Source organism: Nonomuraea sp. CA-141351, assembly GCF_050944675.1.
In the GTDB taxonomy this organism is placed as follows: domain Bacteria; phylum Actinomycetota; class Actinomycetes; order Streptosporangiales; family Streptosporangiaceae; genus Nonomuraea.
The window spans coordinates 9,616,050-9,640,008 of the sequence record NZ_CP191982.1 but is presented as its reverse complement, the minus strand read 5'-3'; the positions used below and the strand labels follow the sequence as shown (position 1 = coordinate 9,640,008).

General features: G+C 68.0%; 20 protein-coding genes and 3 pseudogenes. 10 read left to right on the top strand and 13 right to left on the bottom strand.

Annotated elements, in window-relative coordinates; translation table 11 throughout:
• Positions 1-6 precede the first annotated feature (6 nt).
• Both ACQPWU_RS45225 and ACQPWU_RS45220 read right to left on the bottom strand, forming a co-directional pair.
• Complete coding sequence (locus tag ACQPWU_RS45225; RefSeq protein ID WP_433431929.1) at positions 7-429, bottom strand: MerR family transcriptional regulator; 423 nt, start codon at positions 427-429, stop codon at positions 7-9.
• Between the two features lie 23 nt (positions 430-452).
• On the bottom strand, positions 453-1,457 hold the full coding sequence (locus ACQPWU_RS45220; protein WP_433431927.1) for an MDR family NADP-dependent oxidoreductase: 1,005 nt from the start codon (positions 1,455-1,457) through the stop codon (positions 453-455).
• Between the two features lie 148 nt (positions 1,458-1,605).
• On the opposite strand from ACQPWU_RS45220, the gene ACQPWU_RS45215 reads away from it, so the two are divergent.
• Positions 1,606-2,232 (top strand): TetR/AcrR family transcriptional regulator, encoded by a 627-nt coding sequence (locus ACQPWU_RS45215; protein ID WP_433431925.1) that lies wholly within the window; start codon positions 1,606-1,608, stop codon positions 2,230-2,232.
• A gap of 187 nt (positions 2,233-2,419) precedes the next feature.
• Positions 2,420-2,635: a hypothetical protein gene (locus ACQPWU_RS45210; RefSeq protein ID WP_433431923.1), complete on the top strand. Its 216-nt coding sequence runs from the start codon at positions 2,420-2,422 to the stop codon at positions 2,633-2,635.
• A 211-nt stretch (positions 2,636-2,846) separates the two neighbouring features.
• Here ACQPWU_RS45210 and ACQPWU_RS45205 read toward each other — a convergent pair whose 3' ends face one another.
• The 5 genes and pseudogenes from ACQPWU_RS45205 to ACQPWU_RS45185 form a co-directional block, all read right to left on the bottom strand.
• Entirely contained in the window at positions 2,847-5,411 is a 2,565-nt protein-coding gene (locus ACQPWU_RS45205; RefSeq protein WP_433431921.1) for a hypothetical protein, read from the bottom strand.
• Positions 5,412-6,074: 663 nt separating this feature from the next.
• Positions 6,075-6,212 (bottom strand): annotated as a pseudogene (locus ACQPWU_RS45200) (IS5/IS1182 family transposase); the annotation flags it as partial.
• A 51-nt stretch (positions 6,213-6,263) separates the two neighbouring features.
• A pseudogene (locus ACQPWU_RS45195) lies at positions 6,264-6,662 on the bottom strand (fructosamine kinase family protein); the annotation flags it as partial.
• Between the two features lie 21 nt (positions 6,663-6,683).
• Positions 6,684-7,370 (bottom strand): annotated as a pseudogene (locus ACQPWU_RS45190) (MerR family transcriptional regulator); the annotation flags it as partial.
• A 222-nt stretch (positions 7,371-7,592) separates the two neighbouring features.
• Positions 7,593-8,543, bottom strand: a complete 951-nt coding sequence (locus tag ACQPWU_RS45185) for a LysR family transcriptional regulator (protein WP_433431920.1) — start codon at positions 8,541-8,543, stop codon at positions 7,593-7,595.
• A 106-nt stretch (positions 8,544-8,649) separates the two neighbouring features.
• On the opposite strand from ACQPWU_RS45185, the gene ACQPWU_RS45180 reads away from it, so the two are divergent.
• Both ACQPWU_RS45180 and ACQPWU_RS45175 read left to right on the top strand, forming a co-directional pair.
• The gene (locus ACQPWU_RS45180) at positions 8,650-9,348 is read left to right on the top strand and encodes an MBL fold metallo-hydrolase (RefSeq protein ID WP_433431918.1); all 699 of its coding nucleotides are present in this window, start codon (positions 8,650-8,652) and stop codon (positions 9,346-9,348) included.
• 37 nt (positions 9,349-9,385) lie between these two features.
• Positions 9,386-10,039: a TetR/AcrR family transcriptional regulator gene (locus tag ACQPWU_RS45175; protein ID WP_433431916.1), complete on the top strand. Its 654-nt coding sequence runs from the start codon at positions 9,386-9,388 to the stop codon at positions 10,037-10,039.
• 547 nt (positions 10,040-10,586) lie between these two features.
• Here the strand turns inward: ACQPWU_RS45175 and ACQPWU_RS45170 are convergent.
• A complete protein-coding gene (locus ACQPWU_RS45170; RefSeq protein ID WP_433431913.1) occupies positions 10,587-11,255 on the bottom strand; it encodes a hypothetical protein in 669 nt (222 codons plus the stop codon).
• A gap of 278 nt (positions 11,256-11,533) precedes the next feature.
• Here ACQPWU_RS45170 and ACQPWU_RS45165 point away from each other — a divergent pair, with 278 nt between their 5' ends.
• Both ACQPWU_RS45165 and ACQPWU_RS45160 read left to right on the top strand, forming a co-directional pair.
• The gene (locus ACQPWU_RS45165; RefSeq protein ID WP_433431911.1) at positions 11,534-12,118 is read left to right on the top strand and encodes a DUF4232 domain-containing protein; all 585 of its coding nucleotides are present in this window, start codon (positions 11,534-11,536) and stop codon (positions 12,116-12,118) included.
• Positions 12,119-12,483: 365 nt separating this feature from the next.
• Positions 12,484-14,601, top strand: a complete 2,118-nt coding sequence (locus ACQPWU_RS45160) for a tetratricopeptide repeat protein (protein ID WP_433431909.1) — start codon at positions 12,484-12,486, stop codon at positions 14,599-14,601.
• A gap of 5 nt (positions 14,602-14,606) precedes the next feature.
• On the opposite strand, the gene ACQPWU_RS45155 is transcribed toward ACQPWU_RS45160, so the two are convergent.
• From ACQPWU_RS45155 to ACQPWU_RS45140, 4 genes are read right to left on the bottom strand one after another with little or no spacing between them, the layout of a single operon-like run.
• Positions 14,607-15,305, bottom strand: coding sequence for an IclR family transcriptional regulator (locus ACQPWU_RS45155; protein WP_433431907.1), 699 nt, complete (start codon positions 15,303-15,305; stop codon positions 14,607-14,609).
• Positions 15,302-16,567: a cytochrome P450 gene (locus ACQPWU_RS45150; RefSeq protein ID WP_433445446.1), complete on the bottom strand. Its 1,266-nt coding sequence runs from the start codon at positions 16,565-16,567 to the stop codon at positions 15,302-15,304. The genes ACQPWU_RS45155 and ACQPWU_RS45150 overlap by 4 nt, the downstream gene beginning before the upstream one ends.
• Before the next feature lie 31 nt (positions 16,568-16,598).
• Positions 16,599-17,363 (bottom strand): alpha/beta fold hydrolase, encoded by a 765-nt coding sequence (locus tag ACQPWU_RS45145; protein ID WP_433431905.1) that lies wholly within the window; start codon positions 17,361-17,363, stop codon positions 16,599-16,601.
• Positions 17,309-17,866, bottom strand: a complete 558-nt coding sequence (locus tag ACQPWU_RS45140) for an ATP-binding protein (protein WP_433431903.1) — start codon at positions 17,864-17,866, stop codon at positions 17,309-17,311. The genes ACQPWU_RS45145 and ACQPWU_RS45140 overlap by 55 nt, the downstream gene beginning before the upstream one ends.
• A gap of 490 nt (positions 17,867-18,356) precedes the next feature.
• Here ACQPWU_RS45140 and ACQPWU_RS45135 point away from each other — a divergent pair, with 490 nt between their 5' ends.
• Both ACQPWU_RS45135 and ACQPWU_RS45130 read left to right on the top strand, forming a co-directional pair.
• A complete protein-coding gene (locus tag ACQPWU_RS45135) occupies positions 18,357-18,965 on the top strand; it encodes a dihydrofolate reductase family protein (protein ID WP_433431901.1) in 609 nt (202 codons plus the stop codon).
• A gap of 68 nt (positions 18,966-19,033) precedes the next feature.
• Complete coding sequence (locus ACQPWU_RS45130; RefSeq protein WP_433431899.1) at positions 19,034-20,872, top strand: glycoside hydrolase family 97 catalytic domain-containing protein; 1,839 nt, start codon at positions 19,034-19,036, stop codon at positions 20,870-20,872.
• A 101-nt stretch (positions 20,873-20,973) separates the two neighbouring features.
• On the opposite strand, the gene ACQPWU_RS45125 is transcribed toward ACQPWU_RS45130, so the two are convergent.
• Complete coding sequence (locus ACQPWU_RS45125) at positions 20,974-21,342, bottom strand: MmcQ/YjbR family DNA-binding protein (RefSeq protein WP_433431898.1); 369 nt, start codon at positions 21,340-21,342, stop codon at positions 20,974-20,976.
• Between the two features lie 267 nt (positions 21,343-21,609).
• Here ACQPWU_RS45125 and ACQPWU_RS45120 point away from each other — a divergent pair, with 267 nt between their 5' ends.
• Together ACQPWU_RS45120 and ACQPWU_RS45115 are read left to right on the top strand one after the other, a co-directional pair.
• Positions 21,610-23,007, top strand: coding sequence for a protein kinase domain-containing protein (locus tag ACQPWU_RS45120; protein ID WP_433431897.1), 1,398 nt, complete (start codon positions 21,610-21,612; stop codon positions 23,005-23,007).
• A 142-nt stretch (positions 23,008-23,149) separates the two neighbouring features.
• Positions 23,150-23,953: an SAM-dependent methyltransferase gene (locus ACQPWU_RS45115; protein ID WP_433431895.1), complete on the top strand. Its 804-nt coding sequence runs from the start codon at positions 23,150-23,152 to the stop codon at positions 23,951-23,953.
• The last annotated feature ends 6 nt before the right edge of the window (positions 23,954-23,959 follow it).

Sequence of the window (23,959 nt, the reverse complement as noted above, 5' to 3'; positions counted from 1 at the left end):
GTGCCGTCAGGCCGCCCGGTGCGGCCTGACGGCGCCGTGGAACAGGCCGCCGAACTCGTGGGTGAGCGCCCGGTCGAGCCGGTCGCGTACCTCGGTCAGTCGCGCGATGCGTTCGTCGAGATTCGCCAGGCGCCTGGCGGCAACCTCGGCGACCGGGCAGCCGCCCACGTGCGTGTGCCGTACTGTCGGGGACGTCCCACCCTCCGGCGGGAACGCCACGTCGAGGACAGGGACCAAGGCCTGGATGTCGCGGATCGTCAGCCCTGCGTCCGTTAGTTCGCGTACGGCCCGCAACCGGTCGACGTCGTCCGGGCCGTACTCGCGATGCCCCGAAGCCATCCGCCGCGCGGCGAGCAGCCCTTGCTGCTCGTAGAAGCGTAGGGCACGTGGCGTGAGACCCGCGGCCGCCGCCGCGTCGCCGATGCGCATTTCGAGTCCTCCCGGGGCCGGGGTCACAATTCGACCAGCACCGCGCCGATATGGCGCCCTTCAAGCAACTCACACAACGCGCGAGGCGCCTGTTCGATGCCCGCCAGCACGGTGTGCGGGAAGGTGATGGTGCCGTCGCGTAGCCCGCGGCCGAACTCGTGCATCGCCTGCAGGATCGCGTCTGACTGGGCGCCACCCGATATGCCGCGCAGCGTGATCGCCTGAAGGATCAGGTGACCGGTGTCGATCTCGACCGGTGCTGTGAAGCCGCCGGAGACTTGGCCGGACAGGGTGCCGACAAGGGCGACGCGGGCGCCGCGGCGGGCCACCGCGAGCCCGGCCGTCAGCTGTTCGCCCCCGACGTTGTCGAAGATCGCGTCTACACCGTCGGGGGCTGCTTTCCGCAACTGCTCCTCGATCGGGCCCGCGCCCCGGATGACCGCGGCGTCGTAGCCCAGCTCTTCGACCAGGTACCGACCCTTGCGGACGGAGCCGGTACTGCCGATCAGCCGCGTCGCCCCGCGCAGCCGGGCGAACTGCCCGGCCAGGGAGCCGACGCCGCCCGCGGCGCCGGTGACGAACACCGTGTCACCCGGTCCCACCTCGGCCGCTCGCACACCAAGCCAGGCCGTCGGGCCCTGCGAGAGGTGGGCGGCCAGGTCGGGCAGCACCTCGGGGTCGATCCGCTGCGCCCCGGCCTCGTCGACCGCCGCGTATTCGCGCCAGCCGTGACGATGGGTGACGAGGTCGCCAGGTCGGAGGTCTGCCATCGGGGCGGCCACCACTTCGCCGACAGCCGGTCCCCACATGGCCTCACCCAGCCCGTACGGTGGCATCGGCAGGCGGGTATCACCTTCCATCAGGGTGCGCATCACGGCGACGACGCTCATGAGGCGGTTGCGCACGAGTACCTGGCCGGGGCCGGGCTTGGGCATGGGTGCCTCGATGATCCGGAAATTCTCAGTGTCGAGTGGTCCTTCCGGACGGGCGACCAAATGCACTTCTCTGTGGGTGGCGGGGAGGGTCATGACGGCTCCTCGAGATCGGACGCGGACCTGACGACCCTAGAACTTGACGTTTACGTCAAGTGCAAGCACACGGCCGGGTGGGATGCCGATGCCCCACGGTCCGACCAGGGCGATCCTGACCCGCTTAGCCAGCAGCCCATTCGGGCCAGTGTCCGTGCCCGCGTACCACCACGGAAACCTTCGCGCGACGCTGCTCGCCGCCGAGCGCAGCCTGCGCCAGCATGGAGCGGACCAGCTCTCGCTGCGCGAGCTGGCCCGCGAGGCCGGCGTCAGCCACGCCGCGCCCCGCCGGCACTTCCCGGACCGTCAGGCACTGCTGGACGCGCTCGCCGAGGCCGGGTTCGCCCGGCTCGACGAGGAGCTACGCGCGGCGCTCGCCGCCGCGGGGGAGGAATTCGGGCTGCGCCTGCACGCCATGGCGGCGGCTTATCTGCGGTTCGCCACCGAGGACGCCGCGCTGCTGGAACTGATGTTCGCCGGCAAGCACCGCGAGGGCGCCGACCGGCTCGTCGCGGCCGTCGCCGCGCCGTTCGGGCTGATGCACAACCTGGTCGCGCAGGGGCAAGCACAGGGCGTGCTCGAGCCCGGCGACCCGCAACGCGTTGGGATCGTGCTGTTCGCGACGCTGCAGGGCATCGCCACACTGATCAACGGCAGCCTGGTGACGCCGGAACTGCTCGACGGGATCGTGGAGACCGCTGTCGACCAGTTCATACGGGGATCACGGCGCCGTGCACGGGAAGCAGCGCGGCAGCCCTTGCCCAAGCATGAATGACCGCAGACCACGGAAGTGGTGAGAGGGGGAGACGTTGTAACGGGCCACCTCCTCGCGTACGCGCAGCCGTACCAGCTCCCGGGCCGAGATCCGCACGGGCAGGTTGGGCAGGGAGAACTCCTCCAACGCCCGGCCGATCGCAGTCTCATCGCGAAACGCCACTGATGCCATCGAACATCCTGCTTCGGTGAAAGGTCAGGTGGTGCGGCAATCTCTAGCAGCAGCGAACGACAGAAACGTTGGTGGCGCCGGCGTACTGCCAGGCCTGGTCGATGCTGTCGGCTGGACCGCGTTCCAGCCGGTGACGGCGGTCTTTTCTGAATCCGCGTCGTCCGAACGCGAAGTTACCGACCGCATGCTGATCTACGGTGAGCGTCACCTTCGCGCGGTTCTGAACGAGTGAGCTCTTCCCAACCTGACGGCCCTGGTCACGACGGTTCGTGCAGGACGGTGGCGGATGAGCTGAGGCTCCCGACAAGACAGCAGGCGTTTCGAGTACATAGAGAAACCACTGCCGCATCCCTGGGCGGCCCGCCGTACGACCTCCGTCACGCCTGCGTATCACGTCCTGTCTCGCCTGGCCAAGCTCCTGCGCCAACGATGGGCGGGCCCGCTCATGTGCCGCCCTTTGGGGCCGCCTGCGCATCGCGCTGAGGCAGCGAGACGTCCTGCGGGATGACGCAGTTGTTCTTCGGGGGTCCGCCCTCCGGCCACGCGACGGCCTTGAGCTTCAGCTTCCCGGACGCGCCATCGAGACGGACCACAGGAACGGGCTTGTCGTACGGATTGCCGGCCCTCGTCAGGCAGATCCAGCCGCTCGCGCCCTGTATGCGGTAGGCCGCGTTCAGATTCGGCAGGCTCTCCGTCACCTGGGCGGTCGACGGGAGCTCAGTGTTGTTGATCGCCGCCGCTTTCGCCAGCTCCTTCGCGGCGACCAGGACGACGTCGTGGGCGATGATCAGCCGGCCGTCCTCGAGGCTGACGTTGCCAAGGCCCGTGGCGGCGATGTCCTCCCGCAGCTCCGTCATGGCTTGCTGGGCTTCGGCGAGGTAACCGGGCAAGTCGCCCCGCCGCCACTTCTTCGCCTCGGTGCTCCAGGCCTCTGGGTGGGCGGGAGCGGCGTACTCGACAGATACAGAGGGCCGTCCAATACCCGGATCACCGCGGAGCATGGCGCGTTCGCCGTCGGTCAGGCGCTCGGCGATGGTCGTCGCGTCCGACCCCGTGATGACCGTGTACGAGGGCTTGTCCTTGCAGTAAACGGTGGCGAGTTGCTGGATGAAGAGTTTCAGATGGAAGGCCCGCCCGGCGAAGTAAACGTAACGGGCCCTGGACTCGCAGATGTTCCGTGCGAAGTCCGCGAAGATGTTCGGCGTGTTGCCCACGACCTCGAGGTCCTTCGACCTGAAGGTCATGTCCTGGACCCCGATGCCTTTCTTCCTGGTCTTCCGGGCTTCGTCGAACGCCTCCCACAAGGAGGCGTTGTAGTTGTCGCGGGGCCGGTCGTCGACGACCAGAGCGGTCTCGGAGCCCGCCAGACTGAGGTCGGATTTGAGCAGCGCGGCGGCCTGCTCCTTGGCGGTCGAGACCACGCGGGCCAGCCCGGGAAACGGATACTTGCTCGGTTTCTCGGACTCGGGGTTGGCAAAGGCCCCTGAGGTGACGAGGCCGGCGACGACCGGAATCCCGCGTTGCTGGGTGAGCTCGGACATGGCGGCATGGGTGGTGTCCAGGCTCAGGTTGAAGTCTACGACGACGCGGAGGTCCGACTCCTGCTCCAGCAGCTTGTCGATCGCGATCCGCCACTGCCCGTAGCCACGGCCGGGGTTCGCCAGGACCAGGCGGATGGGCGGCGTAGCCGCCTCCGGGCTGTTGGCCCGGCGCTGCGCGAGATACGCTCCGCACACCTCGCCGAGAATCTGTTGCCGCACCGCGGGGACATCGGACTCCATCGGGATCATCAAGGCGACGGTCGCGTGTTTCATCGGTTGGACGCGGGCGTTCTCCGCCGCTATGCGGGCGAAGACCTCCCGCATTCCCTCGACGTCGGGCATGAAGACGTCCTTACCGTCGGACACGCCTACGCAGTCGTGTCCCGCCCGCTCCAGTCGCTCGCCACAACTGTCGGGCCGGTTCCCGAAATACAGGCCGGCGCCGGCGATTGCCGCCACCAGGGTCACCGACAGCATCGCGGCGACCACCGGACCCGCGATCCCGATCCGCCGATTCGCGCGCGGGCCCGGTGAATAACCCTGCAGAGAGACCAGCAGCAACCTGCTGGGCATCGTCTTCTCGTTGTTGTGACTGATTTCGATCGCGGCTTCTTTCCGCTCCTTGAAGCGCTTCAGGATGGCCGCGCCCAGACCGTCCGCCTTCGGGTGGGAGGTCTTGGTGACTTTGGCGGACGTCGAGGTGGTGATGACGATCGGATACGTCCGTAGATCGCGGGACCTGCCGCCGTACGCCTTGAGGAAGGCGTCCCTGAGCATCCGTCGCGCGGGTACCTTGTCCACGTCGGGCAAGAGAATGACGGGACGACGCGCCCTGTTCAACCGGCGGAAGAGTCCATAGTGCGTGTCTATGTCGGCGAGTATGGCGTGGACGAGAAACAGGTGCTTTTCCTCAGCTTCCTTCTCCCGCCACTTGCGGAGCTCGTGAATGAGGACACGGGTGGTTCGTATCGGATGCTTGTCGAACCCTTTCTTGCGCAACCAGCGGATGGTTCTGATGTGCGGGAACCTCAGCCAGCCGAAGACGTGCAGCACGAACGTGATCAAACCACCGAAGAGTTTCTCCAGGAACTGGTCCTTCGAGATTTCGTCGACTCTTACCCTTAATTCCGGCAGCACATCTTTCTTGGCGTTCCTGATCGCCTTCTTGACCCTTTCCTCCAGCTCCTCGTTGAGGTCGGGCAGGCTGCGCCGCCGCTCGTCCGGCTGCCAAGCGAAGAGCACGTCGTACGCGGCCGCGAAGCGCGGAAAGACGATGGGCAGACGGAACGCGGCGCGCCCGTCGTACCCGCATCTCCCAGCGATTTCCAGTAACTCCTGGGCGACGCTCCTTGCCGGCGTATCATCAGCTGGATCCGGCTCGTTGATCGGCAGCACCCCAGCGTACTCCTGGTGGAACTTCTTGACCCATGTCTGGATTGTGTCGCCATCGGCCTCGAATTGGAGCACCAGTGGCCCTGCCCGGCGCGTGAATTTGACCTTCCTCCGTCGGAACCGATTCCTGATGACCAGGTCGCCCAGTGTCTCGTCGAATCCCACAGTCCTGTCTCCGTCTCGCGTTCGCCGGCTGGCACGAATCAGGTGGTCCAGACCTTAGGAGATTTGACGACAAGGCGCCCAGCATTCGGCAAATTGCCGCAAATGAATCGCTCGGTCCGGTGGAGAGTTGATGCCGGGCAAGTCGCCTAACCCGCCTGGCGGTTCGCATGGTCGCTGAGGTGAGGCCGGACTACTCGACCGAGTGGGCCGCGATCAACCGGGTCGCGACCAAGCTCGGCACCGGCACCGCCGAGGCACTGCGATCGCGGAGGGAGCAACGCCGCAACGCTTCGCGTGCAGCAGGTTTGGGTCCGGCGTGTGGGTGTTTACCTCAGCGAAGTCACGTTCGAGACGTGGAACAGTGAGCGGTTCCTCAAGCTGGGATCAGCACTGGACTTGGCGCTCGCCGATCGTGGCTTGGCGCCGTTCATGCCCGAGCCACGTGCCGTTGGGCGAGTGTTTGAAGAGAAGCTGATCTGGTCTATGGATGACTTTGGCGCCCTGTGTGAGCGGCAGTTGAGCCAGGAGGACGTCGATGCGGTGTTCGACTGGAACATGCTCATTCCCGTCGGGTTCGACGGCCCTATCTCTCTTGGTCGTGGCCGAGCAGGTGGAATCCGCGGTCGCCTCGTGGGAGCACCCGAACCGGAGGACCGGCAGCAGTTTGTCGAAGACGAGCCGGTCGCCGATCCGGCGCCGGTGGCAGCCCAAGGCCATGGCTGCCTCCACAGCGGTCCGAAGGCGGTATCTTCTGAGCTGAGCTCAGGGCCGCTGCCGGAACGGGGCGAGCGTGGCGCGCACGAGGTCGGCGGCGCCCCAGTCGGGGTCGAACTGGGCGATCACGGCCAGGTGTTGGCGTAGCTGGAGGATCGGCATCCGTTCGCGCCAGTCGGGGTCGAGCCCGGTCAGCTCGGCGTACAGCTCGAAGAACACATGCGCCTCGGGCGGCGGCGCGGTCGTCCACAGGTGGGCCAGGTCGACCTCGGCCCACGTGTACGACACGGCCGGGTCGATCAGCATGGGCCGCCCGTCGGGGGTGGCCATGACGTTCTGCGCCCACAGGTCGCCGTGCGTCAGGCACGCGGGCCTGACCGGCAGCAGCTCGGGCAGCCGGTCGCACAGCCGCTCCAGCGCCGCCCGGTCCACAGCGTCGAGCGCCTCTTGGACCCGACGCTCGCCGAGTCAGCGCAGCAGACGGCTCGACGAGCGCGACCCCCGGGCCGCGGCCGATCCCTGCTCTTCGCCGTGGAGGGCGATCAGCCTGTACCGGGTCGCGGCGTCGGTGCGGGCTTGCAGGCCGGTCACGATCTTCAGCTGTTCGGGGTTGGCGAGGAAGTGGTCGGCAATGGCGGTGGCGAGCTCGGCGATGCGCGGGTCGTCCGGTTCCCAGGCCGCGGCTTCGGCGCCGCGCTTGATCAAGGCGACGAACCGGGTGTCTTCGAGGGCGTGCTCGACATGGGTGAGGTAGTCGTCGAAGCCCTCTGGGACCAGGGCCCTGGCCAGCACCCAGCCCTCCCTGGTGGCCGCCACCTCGTCCGCGGGGAATCTGAGGCCGGACAACCGCTCCAGCAGCGCCACAGCGCGGTCGGGCAGCCGGGCCCGGTCGCCGTCAGCGAGCCGGTGCAGCGTGTCACGCCGCGCGATCAGCTCCTCGATCCGTTCGGTGAGCTGCCGTTCGACGTCGGTGAGCGCGGCGGCGAACAGCGCGGCGGCGAACAGCGCGGTGTCGGCGTCGAGCATGGGCGCGACCTCGGCCAGCGGCACCCCGGCGGCGGCCAGCGTCCGGACCTGCACCAGCCGCAACAGATCGGCCGATCCGTACCGCCGGTAGCCGGAGCTGTCGCGTTCCGGCTCCTTGACCAGGCCGAGCTTGTGGTAGTGCCAATGAAGGTGCTCCCCTTTGTGTCACAGCAGCTTGCCTGGTCAGGCCAGCCTGCCGCTCGCGCCCCGCCCCCGGCTTTCAGCGACCCGCCGCGTTCAGGCTGGAGGCGCAAGACAGCCCAGTCCTTGAGAACCGCCCGAGCGGTATCCGAACGAGGCCGCACTCGCGCGCATCACGTGTGCAGGCAGGGCGAATGATGATCGATGGTTTCAGCTGCCGGAGCCCAAAGGGGTCCGGTCGATCTCGGGGACCCATGTCCCAGGGTCGGAGGGGGCGGGAAGCGGGCGCGGCCGCAGCTGCCGCAGGAGCGTCCGCAGCAGTGGCCGGGGATTGTGCCGACGCCAGACGATCGACCAGGGCATCAGCGGCGTCGGCTCGACGATCGGGATGCGGCGCAGGCCGCTCCCGGCCGGGTCGATGCTCATCTCGCCCAGTCCCACCGCGCTCTTCTCCGCCAGGAACTGCTCCACGAGATGCCGTTGGCCGATGGCCGGAGCGTTGAAGCGCAACGGCACGCCGAACCGGTCAGCCAGCCGTACGAGATAACCACGCCACTCCGCCGCGCCCGCCGGGTCGGGCATCGCGATGCCCGCCTCGCGCAGGTCGGCCGGTCGCAGCACGTCCCTGGCGGCCAGGCGGTGATCCTCGGGCACAAACGCGTGCAGCGGCTCCAGATGCACGAGCCGGTACGCCAGCTCGGCGGGCCAGGGTGCCGGTGTGTCGTGTACGCGCCCGAACGCGGCGTCGAGCTCCTGCCGCCGCAGGGCCGGCAGCGCCACGGACAACCCCTGCCGCATGCTCAGCTCGATCCGTACGCGAGAGTCGCGCTCACTCGCCTGACGCACGATCCGCAGCGGCGTGAATCGCTCGTCGTACACGTCCACCCGCAACGGCTCGTTCGCCGAGCGGACCGCCTGGATCGCCCGGTCGAACGCGGAGACCGCCTCACGTGCGCGGGGCAGCAACCGCTCACCCGCCTCGGTCAGCTCCACGGCACGGGTCGTCCGCTCGAACAGCGGCACCGTCAGCGCCTCTTCCAATCGCCGAATCCGCTTCGACAGCGCCTGCTGGCTGATGAACAGCCTCGCGCCGGCCCGGCCGAAGTGCAGCTCCTCCGCGGTGACGACGAACGCGCGCAGGCCCTCGATGTCCGCCTCCACGTCTCGAGGGTGGATTAAAAACCGCTGGTTGTCAATCCGCCGCAGATCGATGTTGGACACCACCGGCCGCCTGCGAGTTTGCTGGTCTCACCGAAGGGGGCAAGAGATGAAGATCGTGGAAATCCGTCCTGAGTTGCACCTGATCCTGCTGGGGTTCGGCCAGGCGTACCTTTGGAACGACGCGGGCGCGCTCACGCTTGTCGACACCGGCGTCGCCACCTCTGGCAAGGACATCGCGACCGCGATCGAGCAACTGGGCCATCGCAAGAGCGACGTCAAGCACGTCGTCCTCACCCATTTCCATGAGGACCACTGCGGTGGAGCCGCCGAGATCAGCGGTTGGGGAGACGTCACCGTACTGGCCCACAAGCTGGAAGCGCCGGTCATCCGCGGTGACAAGCCCGCTCCTCCGCCCTGTTTCACCGACGAGGAGCGCATCCTGCACCGCAACCTAGGAGCACACCTGCTGCCCGCCGCGCCCCCGTGCCGCGTGGACCGCGAGTTGGAGGACGGCGACACGATTGATTTCGGCGGTGGCGCGCGGGTGATCCACACTCCGGGGCACACCGACGGCAGCATCGCGGTTCACCTGCCGCGGTCCGGAGTGCTCTTCACCGGAGACACGGTCGCGCACGTCAACGGGCAGGTCATGCCCGGGGTGTTCAACCTGGACCGCGCAGACCTGCTCTGCTCTTTCCGCAGGCTCGCCGGGATCGACGTACAGCTGGCCTGCGTCGGTCACGGCGAACCCCTCCCCGACGCCCACGCGGCCTTCACCGCGGCCGCGGCGGCCCTGCCCGACTGAGCGCACACCTCGGTGCGCTCAGTCGGGCAGGGCCTGCTTGCCCGTTCATCATTCGGCGAAAGCGCCTCCCCGCCAGCGACTCACCCCTGCCGACCGCCGCGCCCAACTCCTCGCCGTCGGCGCACGGCTCTTCGCCGCGCACCCGTACGCCGACGTGTTGATGGAGGAGGTCGCCGAAAAGGCCGGCGTCTCCCGAGCCCTGCTCTACCGCCACTTCCCCAGCAAGCATGCCCTCTTCGCAGCCGTCTACCAGCAGGCGGCGGACCAACTGCTTGCCGAGACGCGACTCGACCCCGCTGACTCCCTGGTGGAGCAGCTCATCCAGGGTATGGACGTCCATCTCGACTACTTCGTGGCGAACCGCAACGCCGTCCTCGCCGCGAACCGGGTCCTCGCGGGTGACCCGGTGATCCAGACGATCATGACGAACGAGCTGGACGCGCTCCGTGTGCGGCTGCTGACCGTACTCCCACTCGCGGACGAGAGCGCCCGCGAAGCTGTGTCCGGCGTCCTGAAGAGCTGGCTGTTTTTTGTCCAGGTCCTCTGCGTCGACTGGCTCACCCATGCGTCCTGTTCTCGCACCCAGTTGCGCGATGTCTGCATCGGCGCGGTTCTCGGCGCCCTCCGGCCGCTGCTCGCCGAGGACCCCGCCCCCAACTGGCCGCCACAAGGGTCCGGCGCGGGCGCCTAAGGGCTGGTTCTTTAGATCTGCTCCATCCTTTCCAACCGCAGGAGCCTCCATCAACGCCGGACGGGTTCACGTCCGCTGGCGCAACGCCCGCGAATACACGCGGGCCCCAGTCAGCATGAACCATGATCGCGTTGTCGCTATCGCTGCTGCTGTCGTGGCAGGTGGTCTACACCGAGCCGTCCCATCCGTGGCTCGATCTCGACCACGGCACGTCCTTCGACGACATCGCAGCCACGGACGCCCGCCACGCGTGGGCGGTGGGCGAGAACGAATACGGAACCGATGGGCACTACTCCGTTCTCGTGCGCTGGGACGGAATCTCGTGGCGGCGTCGGATTCTGCCGAAGAAGGGCGCTTGGCTCGACTTGGTGAAGGTCGACGCCTCAGGGCCCGACAACGTGTGGGTCGTCGCGCAGGACTACGAGGGTGGCAACGACGGGTTGCTCCGCTACGATGGGCACCGGTGGCGCTTCCTGGGACTACGCGGCGCCACCGAGGCCGTAGCCGTGGGCAGGGACGAGGCCTGGGCGTTCACCCCGAAGCACGCCTACCTGTTCGACGGGACGAGGCGGCAGCCGAAGTGGTCGGCCACGATGTCTGCCACGGCCTCCGCATCGTCGGACCCATCGACTTCTAGGACTCGGATGCCCAGGCGGCGAGCGGAGCGGGCGGCCTCGTCGGCGACGAGGCGGTCTCGGGCGAGTCGGTTGCGTTGTGCTCGATCGGGGTCGCTGACCGGGTGATCGATGGTGGCGGCACGGGGCAGTTCGCGGAGCTGGCGCCGGCGAAATTCTTCGCTCGGCAGCATGACGATCATTCGACGGGGTGAGTCGATGATGGGAGCTACCAGTTCGGGACGCAGTCCCCAGCCTTCGGCGATGATGGGTCGCCCCGATACCAGGGCGCGCAGGTCGTCCAACGTCCACTCGAACCGCGTGGGAAAGCCGGCCAGGATCTCGTCGGCCATCTCCTGAGGGCTGGTGTTCACCCAGACGGTGTCCGGGTCAGGGTCGGAGATGGGCTCGCCGAGCCGCGCTCGGCGGGCGATTCGACGGTCATTGTGCGCACGCGCGTCGTGGTAGTCGTAGTGGTAGGCGGTCAGCCCGTACCGGGTGGCCAGCAGTCTGGCGACGGTGGATTTTCCGGCCCATTGGCCACCTCCGATCCATAGGGCGCCGTGCAACGTGCCGAACGGATCCCAGACCTCGCTACTCATGGCGTTCACGGTTACAGCTTGGCGACGGCACAGACGAAGAAACAGTCTTGTTCTGCCTGCTTGGCCGGGTGATGATCATAGAGAGGGGAAGCGGCACCCCAGACGCCCAGCCACCGGCGCGCTTCAAGTGACGGGTGGCGGGATGTTGCGGCGGCGCGACGTGTACGCGGTCAGTGCCCCATGACGGAGAGTAGCCAAATGAAGATCACTCTCCGCGATCAAACCGAAATCCGAAGCTAGGACCCAACAAAACGGGCACAGGGCGCATCCAACGGAGCATGAAGCGATTCAAGCGTGCCGGATCGGCGATGATCACGGGCGTACTGCTGACCTCGGTCGCGTCCGGCCTCTTCGCATCCGGCGGCGCCGCCGCGCGGGCGGTCACCGCGGTCGGGGCACAGGGAGCGATGGCCACGAACGCCGGCCTCTCCACACGCGGAGAAGGGGCGGCGGCCAAGCGGTGCCGTACCGACGCCCTCACGGCGCACCTCGGGCGGGAGGATCCGGGGGCGGGGAACGTGTACGCGCCGCTGGTGCTGACCAACACCTCCGCCCAGACCTGCTGGGTGTACGGCTTCCCTGGACTGGTCATGTTCGATGGCAACGGCGACGCGCTGCGTACCCGGGTGCGCAGGGAAAGCGTCCGGCCTGACCGGGTGGTGCTGAAGCCGAAAGCCTCCGCTTATGCCCGGCTGCACTGGGTGATGGTGGAGACCGGATCCGAGGGACGATGCCCGGTGTCGGCACGACTGATGATCATTCCTCCGGACGAGACGGCGCACCTGGAGATCCCGTTCAGGGCGACAGTCTGTGACACCGGCCGTATCGACGTCAGGCCGTTCGCCTCGCGAGTGCGTCCTTGACGCTCCTGCCTCGCTGGTTGGGTCGGTCGACGAGTTGCATACGGCACCTCGTGCAGTGCTGCGGTTGGATGGTGTTGACCACCTTTGTTGAGGGTCTGCTCGAACAGGGGACGGCTCCGTCGAAGGAGTTCACCGACCGGTATGCGTTGGTGAGTGGTTGCGGCTGGTCAGGGTTCGGAGGGCGCGGCGAAGCACGCGTTCGCAGGGGCGGCCACGTGGTCACTCGGACCCATATTGCAGATCAGTATCTGTTCTATCCCTTCCGGGACGATTCCTGATCCAGTTGCCGAAAATGACGGCAAAGGCAATGGGGGGCGGAGGCGGTGGTGTACCGCGGGGATACTCGACGCTCGACAGCCACGGGATTGGCCGTATGGGCACGGCGACACCTGACGATCTGGATTACCGCCGCAACCACCACCCAGGGTGCGCTCCTCGCGGTCACCACCATGCTGATGCAGTTGCCCGGTCAGTCCGACTCGGTGATCACCGCTTGTATCGGGATCGTGCTCCTCCTCGCCGTCCTTTCCATCGTTCTCCCCGTGATCGGGGCGCGCATCGAGCGGAAGAACCAGACGGCGGAGGAGCTCGATGACAAGCAGCGGTACGTCACTACCCGGGTCTTGCGAGGAAGTGCCGGCGAGCTTCCCCGACTCGGTCAGCTCTCGGCCACTGATTTCGGAGTCACTCCCACCCAGTACACCAACAGCGGGCGCGACCCCTATGTCCCGCGCGAGCCTGACGACACGCAAATCCGTAACGCCCTCAGCGCGTCCGGCCCGCCCTATCCGTTCGTGTTGGTGTGGGGGAACACCAAAGCGGGTAAGTCGCGTACGACCGCCGAAGCCATCCGGGCGGTGTTCGCCGAGCACACCACCGTCTTGTTGCCTGCCAGCGGAACTGCTCTCGCGGAACTCGCTCTCTCCGAGGACACTCTCTCTTTCGGTGAGGGGCCGACCGTGGTCTACCTCGACGACATCACCGTCGCCGACCTCGAAGCCCTGACGCCTGCTGTGCTGGATGCAGTCGCTTGCCAGGCCGTACTGGTCGCGACCATGACCGCCGGAAGGCGCGGTCAGATCCTTAAGTCCGGTACCGACATCACGCGCATCGCCCGAACAGCACTGAGCCGCACGCACCGGGACGGCCAAGGCCACGAACTGGTCTTCCGCCCGCCCACCGATGCCGAGCGTGAGCATGCTGAAGCCCTCTACCCTGGGGAGACCTTCCGAGGCAGCATCGCTGAAACCCTCGTCGGTGCGACCGAGCTCTTCGCCAAATACAAGGCCGGGCCCGATGACAATCCAGCCGGCTACGCCATCGTCCAAGCAGCGGTCGATTGCCGCCGTGCGGGACTCTCCCGTCCTGTTACCGACGCTGAGCTCTTACGGCTGTTCGCTCTCTATCTACCAGCGATACGGGCAGGCGTGCCCGCCACTTCGGACGCCTTCCAACATGGCCTCCGCACCTGGGCAACCGTCCCGGTCTCCTCCCAGGTCGCTCTGCTCACCGCCGACATCGGCAACGGTGAGGCAGGATGGAAGGTTCTTGACCACATCGTCTCCGCCGATGAAGGAGCTCTCTTCGGCCAAGCCGCCCGACCCATCCACACGGACCTCTGGACTGAACTCATTTCGATCGTCAACCCGTCCGATGCTCGCAAAATTATGTATGCAGCCGAGAACCGCGGGGATCGAAGGCACGCCATCACAGCAGGGCGCAAAGCGGCTACATCACTTCACCTTGAAGAGGCATCCGTCTCCGCAGGCTATCTGGGTATTCTGCTTGCTGAGCAGGGGGATGCGGAAGCCGCTGCGGATGCCTTCCGGCAAGCAACCCGCTCGCGGAACCCCGATCGTGTATCAATGGCTACCCTTCAGCTAGGGATAATGCTTTCCAGACAAGGGAAAATCGAAGCTGCTGCGGATGCCTTCCACCAAGTGATCCACTCGCGTCATCCCGACACCGGACCGCTTGCTGCACTCGTTTGTGGAAAAATGTTCGAAGAGCATGGAGATCTGGACGCCGCTCAAGATGCCTACTGGCAGGCGATCCGCTCATACCACCCCGAGCATGCACCTGTGGCCGAACTGAATCTGGGGGCCCTGCTCGCCCAATCAGGGGAGCTGAGCGCTGCCGGCGAAGCCTTTCGACGGGTGATCGCTTCAGGCCATCCAGACAAAGCACCTCATGCCGCCGTGAATCTGGGGATAGTGCTCGCCAACCAGGGGGAGCTGGAAGCTGCCGAGAGAGTCTTCCGGCAGGCGATCGCCTCCGGTCACACGCGCCACGCGCCACGCGCAGCGCTCTGTCTGGACAAGGTTCTCGCCTTTCAGAGGGAAGGAGGCGCCCTCGGGAATGGCCCGCGCTCGGTGGCCGCCCCTGATGGAGGTTCACCTGTAGTCGAAGTGGGTCAAGGGGTTGACGAGGTTCCCCCTCCAGAGAGCACTGCCTCAGGCGGGGTCCCTTCGACTTCGGGGTGACAGCACTAGAGGAGCCGCGCGATCTCGGTCGCGGCGCTGAGTACGAGTGGGGCGATCTCGTTCTCGTCCCGCACCCCGATGGTCACCACGCCCACGCTGGCATCGGCCGGGCGCCCTGCCGCGATGATCGGGGCGGCGATACCCCATGCCCCGGGCTGCAGCTCACCTGCGGTGACCGAGTATCCGGTGGTGCGGGCCTGCGTTATCGCCGGGCGCTCCCCGGGGAGGGGCGGGCGGCCGGCCAGGATGGCGATCCCTGAGGCGCCGCGGTTCGCGGGATGCCGGGTGCCGGGGCGGTAGCTGACGTGGATCTGTGAGACGCGCGGCTCTGCCACGGCGAGCACGACCGCCTGGCCCTCGTCGATGTCGAGCACGGTGATGAAAGCGGTGGCGTTGCAGGCGTCGGCCAGCATCTGGAGCGCGGCGGAGGCCGCGCTGCGGAGCCTGTGCTGGACGGCGGCGTTCAGCTCGACGATGCCGAGGCCGAGGGTGAAGCGGGTGCCGATCCGGGCGGCCAGCCGGTGGTTGCCGAGTGCGACCAGATGGCGGGAGACGGCGTTGCGATGGATCCCGGCAAGCTGGGCGAGCTCGGTGATGGTCAACCCGTCCGGATGGTCCTTGAGGATCTCCAGGAGCCGCAGGCCGGTGTCGATCGTCTTGGAGCCCGCCGTGGAGGCGGCCGGGCCCTGCTCGTCAGTGGTCATTCGGTGCCCAGGGGAGGTACGGGGGTGTAGCGCAGGGGCAGGTGCTTGATGCCGCCGATGAAGTTCGACACCAGCCGGACAGGCGGTCCGGCGAGCTGGACGTCCGGCAGCCGCCAGAGCAGTTCGCGGTAGAACGCGCGGAGTTGCAGCCGGGCGAAACGGGAGCCGACGCACACGTGCGGGCCGTCCCCGAACGAGACGTGGTCATTGGGCCGGCGGGCGATGTCGAAACGCGCCGGGTCGGGGAAGCGCCGCTCGTCGAAGTTGGCGGCACCGTGGAAGACGACGACCTTGTCGCCTGCGGCGATGCGCCGCTCGGCCAGGACCGTGTCGTGTACGGCGGTGCGGCGGAAGCTGAGGACGGGGGGATGCCAGCGCAGCATCTCCTCGATGGCCGAGTCGAGGAGTTCGGGGTGGTCGAGCAGACGACGATGCTGGCCGGGATGGTCGAGCAGGGCGAGCAGCCCGCCCGGTAGTGCTGAACGCACAGTGTCGTTGCCCGCGATGATCAGGAGAAAGAAGAACATCGACAGTTCGGGATCGGTAAGACGCTGCCCGTCCACTTCGGCCGTGGCGAGCGCGGTCATGACGTCGTCTGCCGGATTGCGGCGTTTGTAGGCGGCGAGTGAGTGGGCGTACTCGAACATGTCGGTGAGCATGGCCGGGGATCGTGGGTTGACCGGCTTGCCGTCCGGCCCGCGGACGGCGGTCGCGTGGTCGGGATCCTGGTAGCCGATCACGCGGTTGGTCCACTCCAGGATCTGGCCGCGATCCGCGGGCGGGATGCCGAGGAGATCTGCGAGGTTGTGGATCGGGTAGTCGTCGGTCACGTCCGCCGGCAGGTCGCACTCGCCTCGCTCGGCGATCTCGTCGATGAGCAGTCGTGCCCGTGCCGCCACGCCGGGGGTGAAGCGCTCGATGCGCCTGGCGGTGAACACGCCGGAGACGATCCGCCGGAGCCGGCCGTGGTCCGGCGGATCGAGGTTGAGCATCATCCGCCGGATGAACGACAGGTCGGCGGGGTCCGGGTCGCGGATCTGGGTGGCGCCGAGCCAGGAGCTGAACTCGGTCGGCGTGCGCAGGACGCGTACGACATCCGCGTGGCGGGTCACCGCCCAGAACCCGGGGCCAGCAGGCCAGTCACCGACCTTGTGCTCCTCCTGCCAGCGCACGGGGTCGTGATCACGCAGCCGGCGGTACGTCTCGTGCGGGATGCCCTCCGCGTAGATACGCGGGTCGAACACGTTGGCCGTCGTACTCATGTCGATCACGGGCAACCCCTCCAGCAGATCGTCAGACGGACAGGAAACGTTCGATGGCGGAAACCAGGGCCAACGGTGTCTCGTCCATCGCGTAGTGGCCGGCGTCTGCGAATGTCAGCAGTTCGGCGTTCGGGTACCACTGCAGCCACGTGCCCCGCATGACATCGGCGGAGAGCGCGGGGTCGTGTTCGCCGGCGATGACGAGCACTGGCGTGGTGGCGCCGGCCACCTCGGTGTGGAAGGCGGTGCGGGCCCAGGCGTCCAAGTAGGCCCGGAACGCGGTCACCGTGGAGTTCCGCAGCGAGTTGTCCACCATCTCATCGAGCCACGGGCCAGGAAGCCGGTTGCCGGTGGTGAGGTCGATGATCGCGCGGCGGTTGGCGGGCTCCTCGGCGGAGCCGGCGAACAGCGCCCAGCCCTCGTCGTCGAACGGCACGCCGGAGGCCGGCACCGGAGAGATGCCGACGAGCTTGCGGACCCGGCCGGGCGCGTCCAGCATCACCCGCTGCATCGCCGTCCCGCCCATCGAGTGACCGACCAGGGAGAAGGTCTCCCACCCCAGCTCGTCGGCGAGCGCGATCACATCGCCGGCGATCTCAGCGAGGGTGAACTCACCGGTGAGATCGCGAGCCTCGCCGTACCCCCGGTAGTCGGGGAAGGCGTAGGTGAAGGCCTCGCCGTTCAGGTAGGGCTGGATCTTCCTGAAGGAGCCGCGGTCTCCGAACCAGCCGTGCAACGCGATTACACGGTGCGGCCCGGAACCGAGGACGTCGTGGGGAAGGACGACGGGGGACATGACGGATTCTCCTTAGCGTTCGTGGCGCCGGATGCCGTGGCGGTCGGCGTCTGTTCACCAGCCCATGGGGTGCCGTCGAGGCATTCCAGGCTGAACCAGACGTACTTGCCGTTTTCGTGCTGGACAGCGCCCCACTGGTCGGCCTGCGCCTCCACCAGGAACAGCCCGCGGCCGCTTTCGGCCAGGAAGTCGGGGGCCCGCCGCGTGGGGAGGGTCGGATCATGGTCGCAGACCGCCAGCCAGATCGTGGAACCCCCCACTCGTACGTTGATCCTGATGTCGGAGGATCCGTGAGAGGGCGGGACCGCGTGCTGGACTGCGTTCGTGACCAGCTCGCTGGTCAGCTCGGCGATCGTCGCCTCATCAGCGGGGGAGAGAGGTGCGTCCCAGGAGGCGAGCATCGCCGAGACCCAGCGGCGGGCGATGGATGACGCGATCGGCGAGCGGGGCAGATCGCACCAGCGGGAGAGCAGCCGGCTCGTGAGGTCGGTGACGACATTCATGGCACGCTCGCTGCGATTGACGATAAATGGCAGGTCAGCGTGCCACTACGGCATTGCGTAATGTCCCTGTCGTCGGAGGCTCCCGGTCCCGCGCCGACCTCCATGGGGCGCCCTGAAACGGCTGCGGCGCGTCCGAACTCGGGTTTCAGGCGATGAATCGCGAACACGGCGTGGACTTCTCCAAGATGCCCAAATATTGGGCGTGATGGTCAAAAAATGGGCGTGCAGGCGAGGAAAGCATCGGCCGGAGTAAGGCTGTTGTCAACGCGAATGGCAGAAAATGTGGATCATTTGTGGTTGATGGCGGTATCGCTTGGCATCCAAGAGCGCGTCCGCCTGCGCGGCTCGCCCAGCGGCACGCCTGCCGCCTCTGCAATCGTCGCCGCCCGTCCCAAAGGAGACCTTAAGCGTTCCGTAAGGATGTTCCGCGAGGCTACAGGCACATCAGAACGGCTGGGCCGGGCGCCCCGCCCCTTCCTGGAGGACCATCATGAGGACGATCGCCGCAAGCCTGTTCATCTCACTCGACGGGGTCGTTGAGGAGCCGGCGGAGTGGCATTTCCCGTACTTCAACGACGAGATGGGCGCGGCCGTGGGCAGCCAGATGGCCGACACCCTGCTCCTGGGGCGCAAGACCTACGACAGCTTCGCCGGAGCGTGGCCGGAGCGGGAGGCCGAGGGCGGCGAGGACGCCGGCTTCGCAAAGACGCTCGGCGACGCACGGAAGATCGTCGTGTCGCGCCAGCCCCTGGAGTTCACCTGGCGGGGCTCGGAGCTGCTCCAGGGTGACCTGGTCGAGGCCGTGACCGCGTTGAAGAAGGAGCAGGGTGGCCGCATCGCTGTGAGCGGCTCGGTCTCAGTGGTCCGCCAGCTGCTGGCCGCGGGACTGCTGGACGAGCTGCACCTGCTGGTGCACCCGATCGCTGTCCGCAAGGGCGAGCGCCTGTTCGACGAGGGGGAGAACACCATCCCTCTGGAGCTGATCAAGTCCGAGACGTTCACGACGGGTGTGCTGTACCTGGTCTACCGGCCCGCCGAGGCGACGGGTGACACCTCCTACGACGACGCCAAGACCCACCTGTCCCAGGGAGAGCAGTAGACAGGGGTTGCCATTCAATTCTTGACGAAGTTAATTAGGGTGCATCCCGAGCCTTTGGGAGGCACCCGTTGAACTGGCTACTGAGTGGCGCGTTGCTCGCCGGACTGCTCACAACTCCCACCCCCTCTGCCGACACCTGGACCGTCGCCGGGCCCGCGGGCGGGCCCGTCGCCACCGTGCACCTCGACGAGCGGGGCCGCCCGTCCGTGGCCGTGTCGCGGGCGGGAGCGACGGTGCTCGACCCCAGCCCGCTCGGCGTCACCACGGAGCAGGCCGACCTCACCACCGGCCTGCGCCTGAGCGGTCGATCCAGCCGCGCGGTCGTCGAGAGGTACACCACCACGGCGGGCAAGCGCCTCCAGCGCATGTCCGTGATGAACGAGACCCGCTTCCGCTTCGCCCGCGGCGACGCCGAGCTCGATCTGATCGTGAGGGCCGCCCGCGACGGCGTCGCCTACCACTACGAGCTGCCCGGCGCCGGCGCCGTCCTCGGTGAGGCCTCGGGGTTCGACGTCCCGGGCGGGTCCACCGCCTGGCTCGCCGCGCACCGCCGCGACTACGAGAACCCGTTCGTCCAGTACGCCGACGTCCCGTCGGGCGAGTACCAGATGCCCGCCCTGTTCGGGGTCGGCCAGAACTACCTCCTGCTGGCCGAGTCGGCGTTGAACGGCTCCTACACCGGCCCCCGCCTGGTACGCGACCAGGACACGTACCGGATCGCCCTCTGGGACGCACGGGTCCCCTACGCCGACGGCCTCACCACGCCCTGGCGGGTCATGGTCACGGGCGACCTCGCGACCGTCACCGAATCCACCCTCGTCGACGACCTCGCACCCGGCTCGCGGCTCGCCGACACCTCGTGGATCAAGCCGGGCAAGGTGCTGTGGAGCTGGCTGGCCGGCGGCCGGAGCGTGCAGCAGAGCCTGGAGCGTCAGAAGGAGTTCGTCGACTACGCCTCGCAGCACCGCTGGCCGTACGTGCTGGTCGACGCCGGCTGGTACGACGATCCGGTCACCGGCGAGCGGGCCTGGACGGACCGTACAGCCGAATTCACCTGGTTGCCGCAGCTCGTCGAGTACGGCCGGGCTCGCGGGGTCGGCATCATGGCGTGGTTGCGCTTCTCCGACTTCGACACCCACGACAAGCGCGTCGAGCGCTTCGGGCTGCTGCGCCAGTGGGGTGTCAAGGGCGTCAAGCTCGACTTCATCGACTCCGAGGCGCAGGAGCGGCTGCAGTGGTACGACGAGACGCTGCGGGACCTGGCCGACAACCACCTCATGGTCAACTTCCACGGCTCGACCGTGCCCAAGGGGATCAACCGGACGTGGCCCCACGTGATGACCATGGAAGGGGTGCACGGCGCGGAGAAGTCGTCGAACCTGACCACCAGCCACCTGGCGGCCCTCCCGTACACCAGGAATGAGATCGGCTCGATGGACTACACGCCGATGGCCTTCCAGCGGTCCGGCAGGCCCACGTCCGACGCGCACGAGCTGGCGCTGTCGGTGGTGTTCGAGTCGGGGCTGGAGAACCTGGCCGGGTCGCTGGACGCCTACCGCGCGCGGCCCGAGGCCGAGCGATTCCTCGACCAGGTGCCCACTGTGTGGGACGAGACGCGGCTGCTGTCCGGGAGGCCCGCCGACCACACGGTGATGGCCCGGCGCAGCGGCGATCGCTGGTTCATCGGCGCCGGTGTCTCCGGGGCGGCCCGCACGCTCCAGGTACCGACGAGCTTCCTGCCGGGGCGGTGGCTGGTCGAAGTGACGCGGGACGGCGCCGACGGTCTCGTTCGCGAGGCGCAGGTGGTGCGGGGCGGCGACACGCTGGCGGTGGAGGCGCGGGCCGACGGCGGTTTCGCCGCCATCGCGTGCCGCTGGCGGCCCGGCCTGACGACCTGCGCCCGCTGAGGATGCCTCTGGTGCGGCGGGCCGCCCGCCGCACCGGGGCCCTCATCAGCCGGGCGAACGCGTAGGCCGCCATCGGGACGGAGCCGGCGGTGTCCGTCGTCTCACTGATCGTCGTTCGGCCTGGCCAGTGCGTCGTAGGCGGCCACCACTCGTTTGGGAGCCTTGTTCCGCCAGGCGTGCTCGACAAGTTCCTGAATGCGCTCCTGTGAGACCTTGGCGAGATCGACCCGCAGACCGACCCAGATCTTCGTGGAGGCGGTGCGCCAGACCTCCGCGTAGGTGCCGGGGTCGGCGGCGACGGCCGTCGCCGCCTCCTGTTGGCTGACGGAGAACACGGCGGTCGCGTCCCCCTTCTCCATGCCGGCGAACGGCTTGCCGCTGACCTTGAAGCTGGGCAGCCGGAAGTGGGTCACCTCCTCCACCTCGGGCAGCGCGGTCGCGATACGGCGGATGTCGTCGAGCTGGATCACAGCAGACTCCTTTCGCGGTCCCCACCGCCGAGCATGTTCGGCCGTGGTCTCTCGGAGATGGTCGGCCCCGCTGGGGACGGCCCGGAGAGCATCGGCGCGAAATCAGGAACACCGATACCTGAGATACAACGTGCCGAGCGCCAACTCAACCGAAACGGCGCACACCCCGGGACAAGGTCGCCGTGATCCACAGGTGGCTCCCGCCTGGCGAACGCATCGCCGGAGGTCGAATGCATAGGCAGACGTCGATCGGGTAGGCCGGGCGCTATGTCCGCATCTCGCTATGAGGGCCGGTTACTGGCCGGCCGCTACCGCCTCCTGACCGAACTCGGCCGGGGCGGCATGGGCCGGGTCTGGCAGGCCCACGACGAGTTGCTGGAGCGCCCGGTCGCGGTCAAGGAGGTCACTCTCGATCAGCGGCCCCGGCCCGAACGCGAAGCGCTGCTCGGGCGGACGATGCGCGAGGCGCGGCTGGCCGCCCGCCTCAGCCACCCGAACATCGCCGCCGTCTACGACGTGGTGGTGGCCGACGAACGACCATGGATCGTCCTGCAACTCGTTCCCGCCCCCACCCTGGCCGACGTGGTGGCGGATCAGGGGCCGCTGCCGCCCGGCGCCGTGGCGAGGATCGGGCTGCAGGTGCTGGAAGCGCTGCAGGCGGCGCACGCGGCCGGGATCGTGCACCGCGATGTCAAACCCGCCAACATCCTGCTCGACGCCGACGGCCGGCACGCCGTGCTGACCGACTTCGGGCTGGCCGCCAGCCTGCGCAAGGACGCTGAACTCACCCAGACGGGCATGGTGGTCGGCACCCCGGCCTACATCGCCCCCGAACGCGCCCGCGGCGGCCCGTCCACCCCGCAGACCGACCTGTGGTCGCTGGGCGTCACCCTCTACACCGCCGTCGAAGGCCGTACCCCATTCGAGCAGGTCACCCCCGAGGCCACCATCAGCGCCGTGCTCACCACCGACCCCGCTCCCTTCCAACGCGCCGGATCGCTGGCCCCACTCATCGCCGGCCTGTTGCGCAAAGACCCCGACCGCCGCACCGGCATCGAGGAGGCCCGCCGCCGGCTCCGCCGCATCAGTGTCCAGCATCCTGAGCAGCTCCCGCAGACCGGCGCTGTAGCGCTCCCGCCGGCCACCACCGCATCCGCTCTGCCGCCACCAGTCCCCACGCCCGCCGCATCGCCGACACGCCCGGCACCCTCCGAGTCCGATGGACGTCCCGCCCTCGCGGCCTCCGCGCGCCGCCCTCCGCACGATCCCGGCTTCGCCGGGCAGGCGGCACGCCGGCGCCTGGCCGGCTACGCCCGGCACGCGGTGGCCGTGACCGCGCTGGTCATCGGCGTGCTGGCTGCCTGGTCGGCTGAGCAGAGCGATCAACCTTCCGCCGATCCGCGGCCTCAGGCCGGCACGCCCACCGCACCCTCCACCCCCTCGGCCTCGTCAGCGCCCGTGGACAACCTGCAGAACCGACCCGTGGCCATCTCGTCCACTCCTGCCGCCCGGCATCGGGATCAGCGGCCCGCCGGTGGTGGTACGGGGACCGGCGTGGTGCCCCTGCCGCCCGGGCAGGCCAAGAAGGCCGCCAAGACCTGGCCCGGCAAACACGGGCACCGGTCCCTGTCTCCGGGAAAGGGGCACGGCAAGGGCCACAAGTGATCGGCGTCTGGAGCAGCGGCGGGGGTGATAGGAGGACGTCCCGAGTCCCTTGCACGAACGGCGGAAAGTCGCATTTCGCCTCCTCCTGGGCCCTATGATCATCGGTACCTGGAAGGCCGGAGCCGCGAGAAAGGACCGTCCGGTGGGGAATGACTTTGACGCATGGAAGACCAGCATCGACACGACCAGGCCCAGCATCGCCAGGGCTTATGACGTTGTCCTGAACGGGAAGGACAACTTCGAGGTCGACCGTGCCTTCGTCGCCGAGATCGTGAAGGTCGTCCCCGAGATCTACGACGTGGCGACCTACAACCGGCAGATACTCGGCCGAGGTGTCCGGTTCATGTGCGCCGAGGGTGTCACCCAGTTCATCGACCTCGGCTCGGGTCTGCCGACCGTTGAGAACACGCACCACGTGGCGCAGCGGGCGAACCCGCAGGCGAAGGTGGTGTACGTCGACAACGACCCGATGGTGCTGGCCCATGGACGGGCGCTGATGGCGGAGAACGAGAACACCGCGGTCGTCACCTCCGACCTGCGCGACCCGGCGGCGATCCTCGCCGACCCGGAGGTTCGCAAGCACATCGACTTCGACCGGCCGGTGGGTGTGATGCTGGTCGGCATCCTGCACCACCTGCACGACGACGAAGACCCCAAGGGGATCGTCGAGGCGTACATGGCGGCGGTGCCGCCGGGCAGCCACCTGTTCATCACGCACTTCTGCGACTCCAGCCCGGAGGCCCGGGACGCGGAGAAGAAGTACCTGGCGCTGCTCGGCACCGGGCGGTTCCGGACTCCGGAGGAGATCACCGCGTTCTTCGACGGCTTCGAGCTGCTGGAGCCGGGCGTGGTGCCGCTGCCGCTGTGGCGGCCGGACGGGCCGGTGCCGACGGAGCTGACCGTGGGCCAGCGGCTCATGTACGGCGGCATCGCCCGCAAGGGATAGCGTTCG

Bases quoted from the DNA above. Each gene is read 5' to 3' on its own strand.
- ACQPWU_RS45170 (WP_433431913.1), bottom strand. From the start codon at position 11,255: ATGAGTAGCGAGGTCTGGGATCCGTTCGGCACGTTGCACGGCGCCCTA.
- ACQPWU_RS45180 (WP_433431918.1), top strand. From the start codon at position 8,650: ATGAAGATCGTGGAAATCCGTCCTGAGTTGCACCTGATCCTGCTGGGG.
- ACQPWU_RS45165 (WP_433431911.1), top strand. From the start codon at position 11,534: ATGAAGCGATTCAAGCGTGCCGGATCGGCGATGATCACGGGCGTACTG.
- ACQPWU_RS45140 (WP_433431903.1), bottom strand. From the start codon at position 17,866: ATGAATGTCGTCACCGACCTCACGAGCCGGCTGCTCTCCCGCTGGTGC.
- ACQPWU_RS45155 (WP_433431907.1), bottom strand. From the start codon at position 15,305: ATGACCACTGACGAGCAGGGCCCGGCCGCCTCCACGGCGGGCTCCAAG.
- ACQPWU_RS45150 (WP_433445446.1), bottom strand. From the start codon at position 16,567: ATGAGTACGACGGCCAACGTGTTCGACCCGCGTATCTACGCGGAGGGC.
- ACQPWU_RS45145 (WP_433431905.1), bottom strand. From the start codon at position 17,363: ATGTCCCCCGTCGTCCTTCCCCACGACGTCCTCGGTTCCGGGCCGCAC.
- ACQPWU_RS45135 (WP_433431901.1), top strand. From the start codon at position 18,357: ATGAGGACGATCGCCGCAAGCCTGTTCATCTCACTCGACGGGGTCGTT.
- ACQPWU_RS45120 (WP_433431897.1), top strand. From the start codon at position 21,610: ATGTCCGCATCTCGCTATGAGGGCCGGTTACTGGCCGGCCGCTACCGC.
- ACQPWU_RS45225 (WP_433431929.1), bottom strand. From the start codon at position 429: ATGCGCATCGGCGACGCGGCGGCGGCCGCGGGTCTCACGCCACGTGCC.
- ACQPWU_RS45220 (WP_433431927.1), bottom strand. From the start codon at position 1,457: ATGACCCTCCCCGCCACCCACAGAGAAGTGCATTTGGTCGCCCGTCCG.